Consider the following 18,680-nt stretch of genomic DNA (forward strand, 5'->3'; position numbering starts at 1 on the left):
GGAATTATTATTTCCATAACGCTACAGTCTTGGCTGCGTTTGCGTCTGTAGGGCTTTTACAAATAAGTCATTGAAACTTAAATGAAGGCCAGTCGTTGTTGAGCAGTCTAGCCTTGGGCGCTATGTACGTCTAGCTACCCAAAGGTAACTAGACGTTTTAGCGATATTAAATGTCTAATAGCAGACGTGCCGGATCTTCAAGTAGTTCCTTAACAGTAACGAGGAAACCTACTGATTCACGACCATCAATTAGACGGTGATCGTAAGATAGAGCTAGATACATCATCGGTAGGATTTCAATCTTACCGTCCACTACCATCGCGCGGTCCTGAATTTTGTGCATACCCAAGATTGCCGCTTGTGGTGGGTTGATGATTGGCGTAGACATCAGCGAACCGAATACACCACCGTTCGTGATAGTAAAGTTGCCACCCACTAATTCGTCTACAGTCAACTTACCGTCACGGCCTTTAAGCGCAAGTTCCTTGATACCTTTTTCCACTTGAGCAAAACCAAGAGTATCAGCATCTTTAAGAACCGGTGTCACCAAACCACGTGGCGTTGATACAGCAATGCTGATATCAAAGAAGTTGTGGTAAACAATGTCGTCACCATCAAGAGACGCATTCACTTCTGGGTAACGTTTTAGAGCTTCTGTTACTGCTTTCACGTAGAAAGACATAAAGCCAAGACGTATACCGTGACGCTTTTCGAACTGGTCTTGATACTGCGCACGAAGATCCATAATCGGTTTCATGTTCACTTCGTTGAACGTAGTCAACATTGCTGTACTGTTCTTAGCTTCAAGTAGACGTTCAGCGATACGCTTACGAAGACGAGTCATAGGAACTCGTTTTTCGCTACGAGCTGCGACCGGAGCAGGGGCAGCAGCTTCAGCAACAGGCGCCGTCTTGTTCGCTGCTAGGTGAGCTTCGATATCTTCACGAGTAATACGGCCACCCACACCAGATCCTTTTACATCACTAGCTTCTAGGCTGTGCTCAGCAAGTAGACGACGAACGGCTGGACTTAGTGCATCGTTGGTTTCTTCAGTCAACGTCGCTTTGTGGCGCTTGTCTGGAGATGCTTCACTAGAAACAGTCGTGTCTTTCGTTGGCTCACCCGCTACGACTCCTGGAACTAAGCGTGCAAGTAATTGTTTAGAGAGAACAGTTGCACCTTCACCTTCAAGAATCGCTTCTAGAACACCTTCTTCTGGAGCAGGTACTTCTAAAACAACTTTATCCGTTTCAATTTCAACAATGACTTCATCACGAGCAACCATGTCACCCGGTTTCTTGTGCCAAGTCGCGACAGTTGCGTCTGCTACTGATTCAGGTAAGTCTGGAACCAGAATTTCAATTGTCATATCTGTGTCTTCCTTTTACTTCTAGTTCTTAAGCTATGTTCAGAGCGTCATCAACTAACGCTTTCTGTTGCTTCAAGTGTACCGACATGTAGCCTACTGCAGGTGATGCAGAAGCAGGACGGCCCGCATATTTCAAATCGGCTCCCGCAGGGATTGCCGCACGGAAATTGTGTTGACTACAGTACCAAGCGCCTTGGTTTTGAGGCTCTTCTTGACACCAAACGTAATCAACAGCATTTGTGTATTGTTCGATAGCCGCTTGTACTTCTTCGATTGGGAATGGGTAAAGCTGTTCAATACGAACGATAGCAACATCATCTTGTTCATTACTACGGCGTTGTTCTAGCAAATCGTAGTAAACCTTACCTGAGCAGAAAACAACACGTTTAACGTTTGCAGGTTTCAAGTCGTCAATTTCACCGATTGCTGGCAAGAAGGTCCCTTGCGCGAGCTCTTCCATGCTTGACACACACAATGGGTGACGAAGCAGTGACTTAGGTGACATAACAACAAGAGGACGACGCATCTTACGTACAACCTGACGACGCAGCATATGGTAAACCTGTGCTGGTGTAGAAGGTACGATAACTTGCATGTTTTGTTCAGCACATAGCTGTAGGTAACGCTCTAAACGTGCAGAGGAGTGCTCTGGACCTTGACCCTCGTAACCGTGAGGTAACAACATAGTCAAACCACATAAACGAGCCCACTTCTGTTCACCAGAAGAGATGAATTGGTCAATAACAACCTGAGCACCATTAGCGAAGTCACCAAACTGTGCTTCCCAAATGGTTAAACCACCTGGTTCTGCCGTTGCGTACCCATATTCAAACGCAAGTACCGCTTCTTCAGAAAGTACTGAGTCTAGAACTTCAAAAGGACCTTGGTTGTCATGAATGTTCGCTAAAGGAATATAAGTGCTAGCATCCGTTTGGTTATGTAGAACTGAGTGACGATGGAAGAAGGTACCACGACCAGAGTCCTGGCCTGAGATACGAATACGCTTGCCGTTATCAACCAATGTTGCGTAAGCCAACGTTTCTGCCATACCCCAGTCAAGCATCTTCTCGCCAGTGATCATAGCTTTACGGTCGTTGTAGATTTTCTCTACACGGCTTTGAAGTTTATGACTTTCTGGGTGTGCACACGTACGGTTTGCGAGCTCTTTAAGACGCTCAAGGTCAATTTGACTATCCCAATTTACGTTCCAATCGTGACCAAGGTAAGGAGACCAATCTACAGAGTGCATAGCCATTGGGCGCCACTCTTTAACGACCACTTCACCACGATCTAATGCATCACGATATTCGTTCACCAACTGAGTGGCTGTTTCAATATCGCTCTCATTACGATCGATAAGAACATCTGCATATAATTTACGAGGAGTTGGGTGTTTTTTGATTTTTTGGTACATCAAAGGCTGAGTTGCATTTGGCTCATCTGCCTCGTTGTGGCCATGACGACGGTAACAAACTAGGTCAATCACGACGTCACGTTTGAACTCGTTACGGTAGTCCAAAGCAATACGTGTTACGAATGCAACAGCTTCTGGGTCATCAGAGTTTACGTGGAAGATTGGAGCCTGAACCATCTTAGCGATGTCAGTACAGTACATAGTAGAACGAGTATCGCGTGGGTTTGAAGTAGTGAAACCAACTTGGTTGTTCACTACGATACGAACCGTACCGCCTACACAGTAACCACGAGCCAGCGACATATTGAATGTTTCAGCCACTACACCTTGTCCAGCAACCGCTGAGTCACCGTGAATAGTAATAGGAAGTACTTTGCTGCCATCTTCGTCGCCTAGGCGATCTTGACGAGCACGCACTGACCCCATAACTACTGGGTTTACGATCTCGAGGTGAGATGGGTTAAACGCTAGTGCTAAGTGAACATCGCCACCTGGTGTTGCGAAGTCCGCTGAGAAACCTTGGTGATATTTAACGTCACCCGTACCCCATGTTTCGTCGTGTTTGCCAGCAAACTCATCAAACAAGTCTTGAGGTTTTTTACCCAAAACGTTGACAAGCATGTTCAAACGGCCACGGTGCGCCATACCAATAACCACTTCGCGCATACCGTTTTTACCGGCATGGCGAATCAGTTCTTTAGTCATTGGAATTAATGCATCACCACCTTCTAGTGAGAATCTTTTCGCGCCTGGGAATTTTGCGCCTAAGTAGCGCTCAAGGCCTTCCGCTGCAGTTAATTCATCAAGGAAAGTGCTTTTTTCTTCAAGAGAAAAAGATGGCTGGCCGACGACTGATTCAAGACGTTGTTGGATCCAACGTTTCTGCTCAGTATCTGTCATGTGCATATACTCTGCACCGATAGAGCCACAATAAGTCTGGTTTAACGATCTGTAGATGTCCTTTAACTTCATCGTTTCTGTGCCAACGGCAAAAGAACCGACGTTAAAGGTTTCGTCCATATCGTCTTCAGTAAGATTGTGGAATGCAGGATCCAATTCCGCCACAGGTGGGCGCTTCCACAAATTGAGAGGGTCTAGTTTAGCAGCTTCATGCCCGCGGAAACGGTAAGCATTGATAAGCTGTAATACTTTTACTTGTTTTGCATCGACTTCGGGGTCACTAACTTGGACATTGTAATGCTTTGTCTCTTGAGCGAGTCGTCGGAAGTAATCACGGACACGTGAATGCGGCTGTTCAACCACATTTTCAGGTTGAGCAGGCAACCCATCAAAAACACGTTTCCACTCCTCACTTACCAGATCGGGATCACTTAGATACAGTTCGTAGATATCTTCTACGTAAGTTGCATTGGCGCCAGCCAAGTGTGAAGACTCGAGCCATGCCTTCATCACGCCGTTGTGCATTATATTCCCTTAACCAGTAGTTTCACGTTTGCTGCGGTCTACGCCGAGCTACAAAGGCAGGCCCGAGGGCCTGCAATTTTGTGACTATTTTAAACAGAACGATTAATCAGCATAGATTTAATATGACCGATTGCTTTCGTCGGATTTAACCCTTTAGGACAAACACTTACACAGTTCATGATGCCATGGCAACGAAAAACGCTAAATGCATCATCAAGATTAGATAAGCGTTCATCTGTCGCAGTGTCACGGCTATCAATTAACCAACGATAAGCGGCTAATAGACCTGCAGGACCAATAAACTTATCAGGGTTCCACCAGAACGAAGGACATGAGGTTGTACAACATGCACACATGATACATTCGTACAGACCATCTAAATGCGCGCGCTCTTCAGGAGACTGTAAGTTTTCACGTGAAGGCGGTAATTCACCTTCAGAGATCAAGAACGGTTTTACTTTTGCGTAGTTGTCGTAGAACTGAGTCATATCAACGATCAAGTCACGAACAACAGGCAAACCAGGTAGTGGACGAATCACAATTTTGTCGCCTTTCAGAGCAGACAAAGGAGTGATACACGCCAGACCGTTTTTACCATTCATGTTTAAACCATCGGAACCACAAACACCTTCACGACATGAGCGGCGGAAAGCGATTGTAGGATCTTGTTCTTTCAGCAAAATAAGTGCATCTAGAACCATCATATCCGAGCCATCTTCGACTTCAAGCACATAGTCTTTCATATATGGCTTATTGTCTACATCTGGATTGTAACGATACAAAGAGAAGTTCAATTTCATTGGTTAATCCTCCCTTAGTACGTACGGATTTTTGGAGGGAACGCTTCACGATGCACAGGCGTCATGTTTACATCACGCTTGCTCATTTGTTCCGTCTCTGGGTTGTAAATAGAGTGGCATAGCCAGTTAGCATCATCACGATCTGGGAAGTCGAAGCGAGCATGTGCGCCACGGCTTTCTGTACGGTAGTTCGCTGCAACGGCTGTAGAGAATGCTGTTTCCATCAAGTTATCTAGCTCTAGACACTCGATACGTTGAGTGTTGAACTCAGAAGACTTATCCGATAGATGTGCATCTTTCAGACGCTCACGAATCACTTTCAGCTCTTCTAGGCCTTGTGCCATTGCATCACCTTCACGGAATACCGAGAAGCTGTTTTGCATGCAACGTTGTAAGTCTTTACGGATTTGGAATGGGTCTTCGCCACCTTTGCTGTTTTCCCAACGCATAGTACGAGCAAGAGATGCTTCGATATCCGATTGCGTTGCTGGACGAGCTTCAGTTTGCGCCGCTAGAGTTTCACCTAGGTGAAGACCTGTTGCGCGACCGAATACCACTAGGTCAAGCAGTGAGTTACCACCTAAACGGTTTGCACCGTGAACGGATACAGATGCAATCTCACCACAAGCAAACAGACCTTGAACTTCCATATCTCGACCAGAAGCGTCTTGTTTGATCGCTTGGCCAGAAACTTGAGTCGGTACACCACCCATCATGTAGTGACAAGTTGGGATTACTGGAATTGGCTCTTTCACTGGGTCAACGTGTGCGAAGGTACGAGAAAGCTCACAGATACCAGGTAGACGAGACTCAAGCACGTCTTTACCTAGGTGATCCAATTTCAGTTTAATGTGTGGACCCCATGGACCATCACAGCCACGGCCTTCACGAATTTCAATCATCATTGAACGTGCAACAACGTCACGACCGGCTAGGTCTTTTGCGTTTGGAGCATAACGTTCCATGAAACGTTCGCCGTCTTTATTTAGAAGGTAACCACCTTCACCACGACAACCTTCAGTAACCAGTACACCCGCACCAGCAATACCTGTTGGGTGGAACTGCCACATCTCCATGTCTTGCATAGGAACGCCAGCACGTAGTGCCATACCTACGCCATCACCCGTGTTGATGTGAGCATTAGTAGTAGAAGCGTAAATACGACCTGCACCACCTGTCGCAAGGATAGTTGCTTTAGATTTGAAGTAACAAATCTCTCCGGTTTCCATGCAAAGAGCAGTACAACCTAAGATAGCGCCATCTTGGTTCTTCACTAGATCTAGTGCGTACCACTCAGAGAAAATCGTAGTCTTGTGCTTAATGTTTTGTTGGTAAAGAGTATGCAAAAGTGCGTGACCAGTACGGTCTGCTGCTGCTGCAGTACGAGCTGCCTGCTCACCACCAAACTCTTTTGATTGACCACCAAACGGACGTTGGTAGATTGAGCCATTTTCGAAACGAGAGAATGGTAAGCCCATACGCTCTAGTTCAATCACTGACTCTGGACCATTTTTACACATGTACTCGATAGCGTTTTGATCACCGATGTAATCAGAACCTTTAACAGTATCGTACATGTGCCACTGCCAATCATCTTTGTGAGAGTTACCTAACGCTACGGTAATACCACCTTGCGCAGATACAGTGTGTGAACGAGTTGGGAATACTTTAGATAGCAAAGCACAAGATAGGCCTTGCTCAGAAATTTGCAGTGCTGCACGCATGCCAGCACCACCAGCACCGATTACTACGGCATCAAACTCACGAACAGGAATAGTCACTTACGCACCCCACAAAACAAACAGGCCAGAGAAGAAGTATCCAAATAGAATTGCAATGACGACGAGTTGAAGTCCGCCACGGAGCTTTGAACACTTTACATAGTCAGTAAGTACTTGCCATAAACCAATCCAGCCATGAATAAGTACTGAAACCAACGCCAACATTGTGAAGACTTTTGTAAACGTACCCCCAAAGAATCCAGTCCATGAGATGTACGAGATATCAGTGAACGCACAGAAGCTCACTAGATAGATCGTATAAAGAGTCATGATGATCGCGGTTGCGCGAATAAGTAAGAAATCATGAACTCCATTACGACCGAATGAAGAAACATTTTTTACCATACCAAAATCCCCGCCAATACAGATAGAACGGCCGTTGCACCAAACGCAACTTTCGCACTCATTGCTCCAGACTCAAGTTCCTCGAAATGACCTAAATCCATCAATAAATGACGAATACCACCAGCAATGTGGTAGGCCAGTGCGGTTAAAATGCCCCAAAGAATAAACTTGGCAAAAAAACCACCAACAAGATGACTCGCGTCCATGAAGCCTTGTGGCGAAGATAATGATAAGGATAATAACCAAAGCAGGATGCCGACTGCTACAAACGTAATAACCCCAGACACACGGTGAAGGATTGATGCGATTGCGCTAATCGGAAAGCTGATGGTCTGTAAATCTAAATTAACAGGTCTTGACTTTCTTTCTTTCACGGGCTTGCTCACTCAGCTCCATTGAGCATTTATAGTTATGAATGTTTTTTGGTTGTAAAGCTACAAAACTTAACATTTACTTAACAAATTATCGCTAGATTTAATGCTTAAATTGTAAAAAAAATGTTAACACCAAGAGTAAAAACATCTCGTTCTATTTGTTTCTAGCCTTGAATTTATAAGGTTTCCACCAAAAACAACTGCGCCAATATACGGCTGGCAACATTCTAATACAATTGATGTAACAATTTTTGCTACATAGAACAGATTTTTAACTTTATATGTATAAAAAATCAAAGAAAGTGCACACATCAGATGAAGAAAATTGACTTTGATGTGGATCAGACGTAAAAAAAGGCACACAAAACATCCTGGACGGATTAAATAATAAACAAAGGAGATTGTTATGGCAGATAAGAAAGCTACCCTTCATATTGAAGGTAAAGCACCAATAGAACTGCCGATTATGGACGGGAGTATCGGCCCTCAAGTAATCGACGTTCGCAAACTTGGAGCAAATGGCTACTTTACATTTGACCCAGGGTTTCTTGCCACTGCATCCTGTGAATCTCAAATCACTTACATCGACGGTGACAAAGGTGTTCTTCTACACCGCGGTTACCCAATCGATCAATTAGCCAATAACGCCGACTATTTGGAAGTGTGTTACATACTTCTTTACGGTGAAGCCCCTACTCGTGAAAAATATGAAGAGTTCAAACAAATTGTAACTCGTCACACTATGGTTCATGAGCAAATTGCGAGCTTCTTCCACGGCTTCCGTCGAGATGCTCACCCGATGGCAGTTATGTGTGGCGTAGTTGGTGCTCTTGCAGCCTTCTACCATGATTCTTTAGACATTAATAACGACCAACACCGTGAAATTGCGGCATACCGTCTACTGTCTAAAATGCCAACTTTGGCAGCAATGTGTTACAAGTACTCTGTAGGCCAGCCATTCATTTACCCACGTAATGATCTTGGCTATGCAGAAAACTTCCTGCACATGATGTTTGCAACACCTTGTGAAGAATATGACGTTAACCCAGTGGTTGCTCGCGCGATGGATAAGATCTTTACCCTTCACGCAGACCACGAGCAAAACGCATCGACTTCAACAGTACGCCTAGCCGGCTCTTCTGGTGCTAACCCGTTTGCATGTATTGCAGCAGGTATCGCATCCCTGTGGGGACCAGCTCATGGCGGTGCAAACGAAGCATGTTTACGTATGCTTGAAGAAATTGGTTCTGTAGACAAGATTCCTGAGTATGTTGAACGTGCTAAGGATAAGGATGACCCGTTCCGTCTAATGGGTTTCGGTCACCGTGTTTACAAAAACTACGACCCTCGTGCAACTGTTATGCGCGAAGCATGTCACGATGTGCTTAAAGAGCTAAACATCAAAGATCCACTATTGGATGTGGCGATGGAGCTTGAGCGTATCGCGCTGTCTGATGAATACTTCATCGAGAAGAAACTTTACCCTAACGTAGACTTCTACTCAGGTATCATTCTGAAAGCTATCGGCATTCCAGTATCTATGTTCACTGTAATCTTTGCGATGTCTCGTACTATCGGTTGGATTGCACACTGGAACGAAATGCACAGCGACCCACAAAACCGTATCGGCCGACCACGTCAGCTATATACTGGTCTTAAAATGCGTGAATTTGAGCCTCTACACGAGCGCGAGTAACTCCGTATTAATACGTACTAAAGAAAAAAGAGCGAGAATTTATCTCGCTCTTTTCATTTCATCTAAATGGGTTCATGGTCTGTTAGACCGGATTATCAATATCGATAAAAGTCACATCAAATCCGTGTTGCTCAGCCAACCATTCTCCTAACGCTTTAATACCATAGCGCTCTGTAGCATGGTGACCTGCTGCGAAATAATGGATATTTAGCTCTCTGGCTGAATAGGTTGTCCGCTCTGAAATCTCACCGGAAATAAAAGCATCCATACCTTGTAAGGCTGCCAATTCAATGTAATCTTGACCACCGCCAGTACACCACCCAACCAGCCTAATTGTCTTATCTGCAAACTCTGGTGCAATATGCAGTGGCTCGCGATTTAATACCGTCGCTATACGTTGAGCTAATTCAGCACCAGTGGTTTCCTGTTGCAATGTACCAAACATCGCCACTGATTGTGGATGCCCTTCTAAACCACCTTGAACCTCTATATCTAACAACTGTGCGAGTTGCGCGTTATTGCCAAGCTCAGGATGAATATCAAGTGGTAAGTGATAAGCAAACAAGTTGATGTCATTCTTTATCAATTGACGTATACGCTCGCCTTTCATGCCACGAATAGCTTCACTTTCACCTTTCCAAAAGTAGCCGTGATGAACCAAAATTGCATCGGCGTTGAACTTTATTGCTTGTTCGATAAGAGCTTTTGATGCCGTCACACCTGTGACAATTTTTTTTATTTCTTTTCGACCTTCTACTTGAAGACCGTTAGGGCAATAATCTTTAATTAATTGCGGAGAGAGAGTCGCGTTCAATAACGCTTCAAACTGTAAATTATTCATCTCAAATTCCATTGCTTAATGGGTATGACGAGGTTATATATACCCAAGTAACCTCAAGATGCAAGATTCAGCGCATATTGAGGTTACTTGGGTATAAAGATTTCAGAATAAATTGTCGAAATATGCTCGGGTAACTATATGGATGTAACACCATGGATATAAAACCGTTAATTGATTGGGTCACGACAACCCCATCAATATTTAAAGCTTCACCACCAATTGCAAGCAAAGTGCCGTTTTCCAAGCCAACGCAGACGAAATGGTCAGCATATCAAGGCAATCAAAGACTCGGGTTTATATACCAACATCTGTGCTCAGAACTTTTCAAATCAACGCCGACTTACAGTGCCATCGCGGAAGAAATACAGCTTGTTCATGAGGGGAAAACCTTAGGCTCTGTTGATTTCATTCTCAAAAACCGCAAAACAGAACAATTTGAACACTGGGAAGTGGCAGTGAAATTCTATTTGCTCCATCAAGGTCTTTGGTATGGTCCGAATGCTGAAGATAGGCTCGACTTAAAGCTATCCCACATGCTTAATCATCAGTTACCTCTATCGAGTACAGAGCAGTTTTCGCAAAATCACCCACTATGGTCTAACGCTTCTCAACACCTTCTGATGCAAGGCCGCTTGTATATCAACCCGTTTACGCCAGAATCGATACCCAATGAGTGTTTAGGGTTTTCTATCAACCCAGACCAGATTCAAGGTCGTTGGTGTTATCAATCACAAGCTCACTTAATTGAAGAACCACTTTATTTACTCGATAAAGCGCAGTGGTTAACTGGCAGAAACGAAACCTCAATACCTTATTCAGATCCGCAACAAGGATTTGTCCACTGCCAATCAGAGTCAGGTGTATTTTGGTTTATTTTGCCAGAAGCATGGCCAACACAAGACCAACCTAATTGACATTATCTCAAAGGTTAAAAAAAGAGAGGCGAACACATCGCCTCTCTTCGATTTTGAATCACTATAGATAGAACTATAAACCAGCGGCTTTAAACACTTGATTTACAATCTCTTGAGCTTCTTTTTCAATTTGAGCTAAATGCTCAGCACCTTTAAAACTCTCACAGTAAATCTTGTAGATATCTTCCGTGCCTGACGGACGAGCCGCGAACCAGCCAAAATCAGTCGTGACTTTCAAACCACCAATTGCGGCACCATTGCCAGGAGCATGGGTAAGACGAGCGGTAATCGGGTCACCAGCAAGTGTTTGAGCTGCAACCATTTCAGCCGACAACTTACTTAATACATCTTTCTGAGGACCGTTTGCTACGGCCTGAATACGGTTATAGCTAGATTCACCGTGTTTGGCAGCTAATTCATCGTAATACTGTTGTGGATTCTTGCCTGTTACAGCAGTGATCTCAGCAGCAAGCAGGCATAAAATGATGCCGTCTTTATCTGTTGACCAAGGAGTTCCATCCTTACGTAGGAAAGAAGCCCCTGCACTCTCTTCACCACCGAAGCCAAACTTCCCACTGTATAAGCCATCGACAAACCATTTGAAGCCTACTGGGACTTCACACAGTTCACGACCAAGATCCGCCACCACTTTATCAATAATAGCGCTTGAGACCAGAGTTTTACCTACAGCGACTTCTTGTCCCCATCCTTCACGATGACGGTAAAGGTAATCAATACATACCGCTAAGAAATGGTTTGGATTCATTAAGCCTTTTGGCGTCACAATACCGTGGCGGTCGTAGTCCGGATCATTACCGAAGGCCAGATCATATTCATCTTTAAGTGCAAGTAGGCCTGCCATCGCATAAGGTGAAGAACAGTCCATACGCACAACACCGTCTTTATCTAAAGACATGAATTGGAATGTTGGATCAATAGCTTCGCTGACTAACGTTAAATCTAGGTTGTAGGCTTTGCCAATTTGACGCCAGTAATCGATACCACTTCCGCCTAATGGATCTACACCGATTTTCAAATTCGCTTTTTGAATGGCATCTATATCGATAACATTTACTAGGTCATCAATATAAGGCTTAACCAAATCCACTTGTTTGAATAGTGGTGACAGCTTCGCTTCACTAATTGCCACCCGCTTCACATCCGTCATGCCTGCAGCGATGATTGTGTTTGCACGATCTTCAATTGCTTTGGTTAGCTGACCTTCCGCGGGGCCACCGTGCGTTGGATTGTATTTGATACCACCATCTTGAGGTGGATTGTGAGACGGAGTGATCACAATTCCGTCTGCTTTTGCATCATGCTTTAAGTTGTAAGTCAGGATTGCATGTGAAATACCTGGAGTCGGTGTATATCCGTTGTTCTCTTGAACAATCACTTCAATGCCGTTGGCAATCAGTACTTCAACCACAGAGCTAAACGCTGGCTCAGAAAGTGCGTGCGTATCCTTACCAACAAAGAGTGGACCCGTAGTCCCTTGAGCTGCGCGAACTTCAACTACTGCCTGAGCAATCGCCAAAATATGATTTTCATTGAAGGTTGATTTATCCGCAGTACCGCGGTGACCTGAAGTACCAAATTCCACTTTATGAGCTGGGTTACTTGGTTCTGGTTGGAGTAGGAAGTAATTTGCAACTAGCGCTGGAATGTTATGTAAATCTTGTTGTTGCGCTTTCTGTCCTGCACGAGGGTGCATAGCCATTGTGACATCCTTTCTATAAATTCAGACAAAAATAAAACCTCATAATACGAACTTTGTATTGTGCATTATGAGGTTTAAATCAGACTTTTTTGTTTTGCAAGTTCGAGAATTAGATCGCGTTTAACTCTATTAGTGACACTCGCCAATTTAGATGGCGTTAGTCACTTTCTCGATAATGTCTGCTGGGAAGTTCATTAGCGTCATCACTTGCTCAACCATCTGCTGCTTACGGCTCGTGTTATTGTTAGTAATAACCCAGAATGGCGTATTCGGAATCGCTTTTGGTTTCGTCGTTTGACCATTTGCTAATAGGGTCTGCTCGTTGTCAGCAAAATAAACACGTTTACGGCCTTTAACTGACATAGCATCAGAGAAACTTGCCGAATCAATACGGTAAAGAGTCGATAGGACGAGCATAAAACGATCTACCGCTTTCTTTAACTCTGCAAATTCATCAGAAATGAGTAAAGTGCGCATTTCTTTGACACTATCAACTTTCTCTTCTTGAGCGGCATCTTTACTTACCATGATACCTTGCTGAGTAACTGGAATACTTTTCGTCTCAACAGCCACAACAGGTGCTTCTGGCTTTACAGAAGATGTACTCTTACGGTTTACATCCAACAGACGGCGCAAAATATCAGACGCGCTCTCACCGATATGAAGGGTTTGACCCGCGATGTAGCGGTATAGATCCTCATCAACCTCTATTGTTTTCATTCGCTTTTCACAATCTCAATGTTTAAACTCTTGGGGATTATAGCGAGATCTTCGCCGAGACTCTACGTTAAACCAATCACTAATAAGATAAAATGTCAGCACTTCTAAATTATAAACTCGAAGGTGAGGGTCACACCGTTGTTTTGATCCACGGCTTGTTTGGTAACCTTGATAATTTAGGGTTGCTCGCCCGCGATTTGAAAACTGATCACCAAGTACTAAGTATAGACCTGCGCAACCATGGTCAATCTTTCCATAGTGACGAACACGACTATGCGTTGATGGCAGAAGATGTGAAACAGCTTCTCGAAGCTTTAAATATCGAAAAAGCGATTGTTATTGGTCATTCAATGGGCGGGAAAGTAGCCATGAAGTTGGCCGATATTGACCCAATGAGAGTGGAAAAACTCGTTGTGCTAGATATGTCGCCGGTTAAATACACCAAGCGTAAACATGATGCCGTAATTGCAGGATTAGATTCCGTTCTTGAGAACAAACCAGCATCTCGCAGTGAAGTGATGGATCTATTGGCTCAGCATATTGTCGAAGATGGTGTTCGCCAGTTCTTAGGTAAGTCTCTAACCAAAACAGATGACCATATGACTTGGCGTTTCAACGTACCAAGTATTAAAGAAAATTACTGGAATATCATCGGTTGGGAACCGATTGAACCTTCTGACGTTCCCACACTCTTTATTAAAGGTGGAAATTCGGATTATTTGACCTCTGAACATCAACCGCAAATTCAAGCCCAATTTAAGCAAGCAAAAGCACATGTTATTGCCAATACTGGACACTGGTTGCACGCAGAAAAGCCGGCAGAGGTGTTACGAGCAATTCGTAAGTTCATTGACTAACGAGTAATTAATAACCAATAAGCCAAGTAAGTGTGAATTCGGTAATGTTGCATCCATTAACTTTGCTTAATAACAATGGTATAGTGCGCGCAAGCAAATTGGCATAAAGGATAACCATGCTGTACGACTACATGAATGTGCTCGAATCAATCGGGCTCGACTTGCTTTTTGCATCTATATTTTTCTTAATCGGGATGGCGATTAAAGATGTTTTAAAACAAGGCAATGTTCCCGTTTTTGGTCGTCGTATTGTTTGGCTAGTTCTATTTTTAGGTTGTGCCGGGTTTATCGCGAAAGGTCTTATCCAACTTAGTTGGGAAGGTACAGGTCTGGGTTAACTCCCTCCCTATTTTTCGCATTCCCCTCAACCCATAACAATTTAAAGGTAAAGGTTCTATGGCAAGTGTAGGTATCTTCTTTGGTAGCGATACAGGTAACACCGAAGCGATTGCAAAGATGATTCAAAAACAACTCGGTAAAAATCTGGTTCATGTTCAAGATATTGCTAAAAGCAGCAAAGAGGACATCGATAACTTCGATCTTTTACTTCTAGGTATTCCTACTTGGTATTACGGTGAAGCTCAGTGTGACTGGGATGACTTTTTCCCAGAGCTAGAAGCAATCGACTTCTCAACTAAGCTGGTAGCTATTTTCGGCTGCGGCGACCAAGAAGATTACGCAGAATACTTCTGTGACGCGATGGGTACAGTACGCGATATCATTGAAGCAAAAGGTGCAACTATCGTAGGTAACTGGTCAACAGAAGGCTACGAGTTTGAAGCATCGAAAGCACTTGTAGATGAAAACCACTTTGTTGGTTTATGTATCGACGAAGACCGCCAACCTGAATTAACAGAAGAGCGTGTTACTAAGTGGGTACAACAAGTTTACGAAGAGATGTGTCTTGCAGAGCTTGAAGACTAAATTTTTCGCTTACGCTTAATAAGAAGCCCCTGCAAATGCGGGGGCTTTTTTATTCGTAGATTAGTCCAACTGCTTCTGTTATTTACCAAAGCAATTTCCCGATAAATGGCGCAAGCAATACTGTCACCATTCCAGCTATCATCATTGCCACACTAGAAACTACGCCTTCTGACGAACCCATTTGATACGCTTTTGCGGTTCCAGCACCATGAGCAGAAGCGCCTAAACTCGCCCCTTTCCCCATCCGAGTTCGAATAGCGCATACGGTCAATATCAATTCGCCCGTCGCCATACCTATCAAGCCCGTAATCACCACAAATAACGCAGTGAGATCACTTTGACCACCAATCGACTTTGATGCTTCAACGGCAAAAGGCGTGGTCACAGAGCGCATTGCTAGGCTTTTTTGTAGCAATTCAGACAGATTAAGCCAGCGAGCAAGCAACACGGTTGAGCTTACTGCCACAAAAACAGAAACCAACACACCGACTGATAAAGACAGCCAATGACGCTGAATCAAATATCGGTTGTCATAAATGGGGACAGCAAAGGCAACTGTTGCAGGCCCAAGCATCCATAGTAGCCAGTGAGAATCTGTCATGTAGTCTTGATAAGGAATATGGAAACCAATGACGATAGCAACCAACAGTAGTGGAGCCAGCAAAAGAGGCATCAACAAAATGGTACGCTTTCGCTTATAGAGCAGCTTACTGGCGTAATAGAAAACAACCGTTAACAGCAAGCATAAAACTCCCAATAACGAACTACTCATGGGCATTTACCACGGTATTAAGGTTACTTTTTTGACGTGCTCTTTTCAGTTCAAAGCGGTATAGCTTTTCCACCACCCACGCGGTTGAAGCAATAACTAATACTGTGCTAACCAGCAGAACAGCCATTATTCTTATCCCTTCTTGCTGTAATAAGTCCTGATAATTGACGACTGCAACAACCGCAGGAACAAAAAACAACAGCATTTCAGCCAGCAGCCAAGTTGCTCCTTTTCTTAACCACTCCACATTAACTACTTTGCTAAAGATCAGGCCAAGCAGTAATACCAACCCCAACAAATTGGCTGGCATCGGAAATTGAAATGTTTGCACAAGATAGTCAGAAACCAACCAAACCAGAGCTAACGCCACGATTTGGAACAAGGTCAATAACATTTCGCCTAACTTTTTCATCTAACCGTTCTCAACCTCAAAATAACGAATTTAAGTATATGAAGAGGCAAAACCTTCATAAAATGACTTTTTATTATCAATTTTATGCCATTATGGAATAGTCAGAATCATTGGATACTTATCATGGACATAAAAGCACTGAGATACTTTGTCGAGCTCGTAAATGAAAAAAGCTTTACGCGAGCTTCGGATAAACTGTTTGTGACTCAGCCTACCATCAGCAAAATGATCCGAAGTTTAGAAGAAGAAGTCGACCAACCCTTATTACACAGACAAGGGAGGCTGTTCTCTCTTACTGATGCTGGTGAAATTGTTTATCAACGGGCTCAAGAAGTTCTGGCTCAGATGTCTCAGCTAGACGCGGAGTTGGTCGATCTTAATCAACTAAAACGAGGCCATCTTAAACTCGGCATTCCTCCCATGGTAGGCCATGTCTACGCAGGGTTAATTCGCCAATACCGTCAGCGCTATCCAGAAGTAGAAATGACCATAGTGGAATACGGCGGTAGAAAAATAGAACAAGCTGTCACAAGCGGCGAGCTAGATGTGGCAGTTACTATGCTTTCGCTCAATCCAGCTGTAGAGCTCAATGCACTACCACTCGATACCTATCCTATCTGTGCAATATTGCCAGACAGCAAACCTTGGCGTGACCTACCCAGTGTTCACTGGCAGCAATTAAAAAATGAACCCTTTTATCTCTATACCGAAGACTTCACATTAAGCGACTACATAGATCAGATTTGCAAAAGTGAAAATATCGTTCCACATATTGCAGCCCGTAGCAGCCAGTGGGACTTTCTTGTCGCGCTTGTTAAGAGTGGGGTTGGCGTCGCCTTCTTACCTGAACCTTTATGTCATCGAATTCAAGGTGAAGGCATCATAGTTAAAAATATGACGCCGAGTATTGACTGGAAATTAGGTGCTATTTGGCATTCGGAGAGATATGTGTCGCGAACAGCAGAAGCATGGTTGGATCTATGTAGGGAATATTTAACTAAAGTCGGCTCTAATTAGCCGACTCAGTATATGCCTCTTCATCTTCTTCAGAGCGATACTTTGGTTTTTTACGAACATAGAGTTTTCGGTGGACTTCTGACACAACTTCACCTCGGGCATTTTTCACATGAATAATGAATTCAGGAAAACACTTATCTCCCGTTGCCGTCATATTAAGAATGGTATTTAACTGCTCATCGGTAATCATAAATTCCGCGAACAAGTCAGAGTGGCCAGGTTTTATGAAGTTAATACTCGCCTCTTTATCCCATACATAATACTGCTCTCCGAGAACACCCATTAACATCAACGAGTAGACGGGATCTGTTAAGGAGAAAATGCTGCCTCCATATTGGCTTCGGTTGGCATTTTTGTTCCACCAACGTAATTTCAATCGTAATTTAGCTTCACGAAAATCCACACTAATAAACTCTATTTTTATACCAGCTCCCCAAAAAGGAGGCCAACTATTCAATGCATACTTCACAATATTTGGTTTATATAGCTTCGAGAGTATTTTATTCATGCTATCCGTGCCTTAGACTCTAGATTGCTTTGCGCCTGCGCCCGCAAAAGGAATCGCATACGGCGTCAATAAAAACAGAATTAATGTTAAATAATTGTAACTGGTCTAATCACTTTTATCAGTGACATAGCACGACTTTAAGAGAAAACACTAGTAACCCCCTGAACTTCGTGGTTTATTGTTCAGTGCGAGTAACCTATAATGTTGAGCAACATTGAATTCTGTTATTTACTGCAGATCATCAACGGGAAGATATATGTCAGACAATAACCAAGCGCTAAAAGATGCTGGTCTTAAAGTAACCCTACCACGGCTAAAAATTTTAGAAGTTTTGCAACAGCCTGAGTGCCAACATATTAGTGCTGAAGAGCTCTACAAAAAGCTGATTGATCTTGGCGAAGAGATCGGTCTTGCGACGGTTTACCGAGTTCTAAACCAATTCGATGATGCAGGTATAGTAACTCGCCATCATTTCGAAGGCGGAAAATCAGTATTTGAATTATCAACTCAACACCATCACGATCACCTTGTGTGTCTAGATTGTGGTGAAGTAATTGAATTTTCTGATGAAGTGATTGAACAGCGTCAAAAAGAAATTGCACAGCAATACAACGTCCAATTGACTAACCACAGTCTGTACCTTTACGGAAAATGTGGTGATGGCACTTGTAAACAAAACCCAGACGCACACAAACTGAAAAAATAATTCCATTTGTCAGTGCAAAAATCTAAATGAAAAAGCCGAGTGAAAGGATCACTCGGCTTTTTGCATTTGCCATATTAAGTGGGAT

The 18,680-nt window shown here is 43.6% G+C and carries 19 protein-coding genes; 7 read left to right on the forward strand and 12 right to left on the reverse strand.

Going from position 1 to position 18,680, the window contains the following annotated elements:
• Positions 1-166: 166 nt before the first annotated feature.
• The 6 genes from odhB to sdhC all read right to left on the reverse strand — a co-directional run bounded on the left by odhB (position 167) and on the right by sdhC (position 7,520).
• A complete protein-coding gene (odhB, locus tag G5S32_RS10400) occupies positions 167-1,369 on the reverse strand; it encodes a 2-oxoglutarate dehydrogenase complex dihydrolipoyllysine-residue succinyltransferase (protein WP_165311952.1) in 1,203 nt (400 codons plus the stop codon).
• A gap of 28 nt (positions 1,370-1,397) precedes the next feature.
• Positions 1,398-4,208 carry a 2-oxoglutarate dehydrogenase E1 component gene (gene sucA, locus G5S32_RS10405; protein ID WP_165311953.1) on the reverse strand — a complete coding sequence of 937 codons (2,811 nt, stop codon included), beginning with the start codon at positions 4,206-4,208 and terminating at the stop codon, positions 1,398-1,400.
• Positions 4,209-4,297: 89 nt separating this feature from the next.
• Positions 4,298-5,008 (reverse strand): succinate dehydrogenase iron-sulfur subunit, encoded by a 711-nt coding sequence (locus G5S32_RS10410; RefSeq protein WP_165311954.1) that lies wholly within the window; start codon positions 5,006-5,008, stop codon positions 4,298-4,300.
• Between the two features lie 14 nt (positions 5,009-5,022).
• Positions 5,023-6,789 carry a succinate dehydrogenase flavoprotein subunit gene (gene sdhA, locus G5S32_RS10415; RefSeq protein ID WP_165311955.1) on the reverse strand — a complete coding sequence of 589 codons (1,767 nt, stop codon included), beginning with the start codon at positions 6,787-6,789 and terminating at the stop codon, positions 5,023-5,025.
• Positions 6,790-7,134, reverse strand: coding sequence for a succinate dehydrogenase, hydrophobic membrane anchor protein (sdhD, locus tag G5S32_RS10420; protein ID WP_165311956.1), 345 nt, complete (start codon positions 7,132-7,134; stop codon positions 6,790-6,792). It lies immediately after the preceding gene.
• Positions 7,128-7,520, reverse strand: coding sequence for a succinate dehydrogenase cytochrome b556 subunit (sdhC, locus tag G5S32_RS10425; protein WP_042483914.1), 393 nt, complete (start codon positions 7,518-7,520; stop codon positions 7,128-7,130). Before sdhC ends, sdhD begins: the two co-directional genes overlap by 7 nt.
• 394 nt (positions 7,521-7,914) lie before the next feature.
• Here sdhC and G5S32_RS10430 point away from each other — a divergent pair, with 394 nt between their 5' ends.
• The gene (locus G5S32_RS10430; protein WP_165311957.1) at positions 7,915-9,204 is read left to right on the forward strand and encodes a citrate synthase; all 1,290 of its coding nucleotides are present in this window, start codon (positions 7,915-7,917) and stop codon (positions 9,202-9,204) included.
• An 82-nt stretch (positions 9,205-9,286) separates the two neighbouring features.
• Here G5S32_RS10430 and G5S32_RS10435 read toward each other — a convergent pair whose 3' ends face one another.
• Positions 9,287-10,045 carry a Nif3-like dinuclear metal center hexameric protein gene (locus G5S32_RS10435; protein WP_165311958.1) on the reverse strand — a complete coding sequence of 253 codons (759 nt, stop codon included), beginning with the start codon at positions 10,043-10,045 and terminating at the stop codon, positions 9,287-9,289.
• 152 nt (positions 10,046-10,197) lie between these two features.
• On the opposite strand from G5S32_RS10435, the gene G5S32_RS10440 reads away from it, so the two are divergent.
• Positions 10,198-10,959, forward strand: coding sequence for a DUF1853 family protein (locus tag G5S32_RS10440; protein WP_165311959.1), 762 nt, complete (start codon positions 10,198-10,200; stop codon positions 10,957-10,959).
• Between the two features lie 73 nt (positions 10,960-11,032).
• Here the strand turns inward: G5S32_RS10440 and pgm are convergent, their stop codons facing one another.
• On the reverse strand, positions 11,033-12,679 hold the full coding sequence (gene pgm / locus G5S32_RS10445) for a phosphoglucomutase (alpha-D-glucose-1,6-bisphosphate-dependent) (protein ID WP_165311960.1): 1,647 nt from the start codon (positions 12,677-12,679) through the stop codon (positions 11,033-11,035).
• A gap of 147 nt (positions 12,680-12,826) precedes the next feature.
• Positions 12,827-13,399, reverse strand: coding sequence for a replication initiation negative regulator SeqA (gene seqA, locus G5S32_RS10450; protein ID WP_165311961.1), 573 nt, complete (start codon positions 13,397-13,399; stop codon positions 12,827-12,829).
• Between the two features lie 92 nt (positions 13,400-13,491).
• On the opposite strand from seqA, the gene G5S32_RS10455 reads away from it, so the two are divergent.
• The 3 genes from G5S32_RS10455 (at position 13,492) to fldA (ending at position 15,180) form a co-directional block, all read left to right on the forward strand.
• Entirely contained in the window at positions 13,492-14,256 is a 765-nt protein-coding gene (locus tag G5S32_RS10455; protein ID WP_165311962.1) for an alpha/beta fold hydrolase, read from the forward strand.
• A gap of 116 nt (positions 14,257-14,372) precedes the next feature.
• Positions 14,373-14,594: a DUF2788 domain-containing protein gene (locus G5S32_RS10460; RefSeq protein ID WP_117233393.1), complete on the forward strand. Its 222-nt coding sequence runs from the start codon at positions 14,373-14,375 to the stop codon at positions 14,592-14,594.
• 58 nt (positions 14,595-14,652) lie between these two features.
• A complete protein-coding gene (gene fldA / locus G5S32_RS10465; RefSeq protein WP_165311963.1) occupies positions 14,653-15,180 on the forward strand; it encodes a flavodoxin FldA in 528 nt (175 codons plus the stop codon).
• A gap of 82 nt (positions 15,181-15,262) precedes the next feature.
• Here the strand turns inward: fldA and G5S32_RS10470 are convergent, their stop codons facing one another.
• Both G5S32_RS10470 and G5S32_RS10475 read right to left on the reverse strand, forming a co-directional pair.
• Complete coding sequence (locus G5S32_RS10470) at positions 15,263-15,952, reverse strand: LrgB family protein (RefSeq protein ID WP_165311964.1); 690 nt, start codon at positions 15,950-15,952, stop codon at positions 15,263-15,265.
• Positions 15,945-16,364: a CidA/LrgA family protein gene (locus tag G5S32_RS10475; protein ID WP_165311965.1), complete on the reverse strand. Its 420-nt coding sequence runs from the start codon at positions 16,362-16,364 to the stop codon at positions 15,945-15,947. Before G5S32_RS10475 ends, G5S32_RS10470 begins: the two co-directional genes overlap by 8 nt.
• 123 nt (positions 16,365-16,487) lie before the next feature.
• Between G5S32_RS10475 and G5S32_RS10480 the strand changes: the two genes are divergently transcribed.
• Positions 16,488-17,381, forward strand: a complete 894-nt coding sequence (locus G5S32_RS10480; protein ID WP_165311966.1) for a LysR family transcriptional regulator — start codon at positions 16,488-16,490, stop codon at positions 17,379-17,381.
• Here the strand turns inward: G5S32_RS10480 and G5S32_RS10485 are convergent.
• The gene (locus tag G5S32_RS10485; protein WP_165311967.1) at positions 17,374-17,889 is read right to left on the reverse strand and encodes a DUF4442 domain-containing protein; all 516 of its coding nucleotides are present in this window, start codon (positions 17,887-17,889) and stop codon (positions 17,374-17,376) included. The genes G5S32_RS10480 and G5S32_RS10485 overlap by 8 nt on opposite strands.
• Positions 17,890-18,145: 256 nt before the next feature.
• On the opposite strand from G5S32_RS10485, the gene fcrX reads away from it, so the two are divergent.
• The gene (gene fcrX, locus G5S32_RS10490) at positions 18,146-18,595 is read left to right on the forward strand and encodes a ferric iron uptake transcriptional regulator FcrX (RefSeq protein WP_165311968.1); all 450 of its coding nucleotides are present in this window, start codon (positions 18,146-18,148) and stop codon (positions 18,593-18,595) included.
• Positions 18,596-18,680 lie beyond the last annotated feature (85 nt).

It is taken from the genome of Vibrio ziniensis (assembly GCF_011064285.1).
Taxonomy (GTDB): domain Bacteria; phylum Pseudomonadota; class Gammaproteobacteria; order Enterobacterales; family Vibrionaceae; genus Vibrio; species Vibrio ziniensis.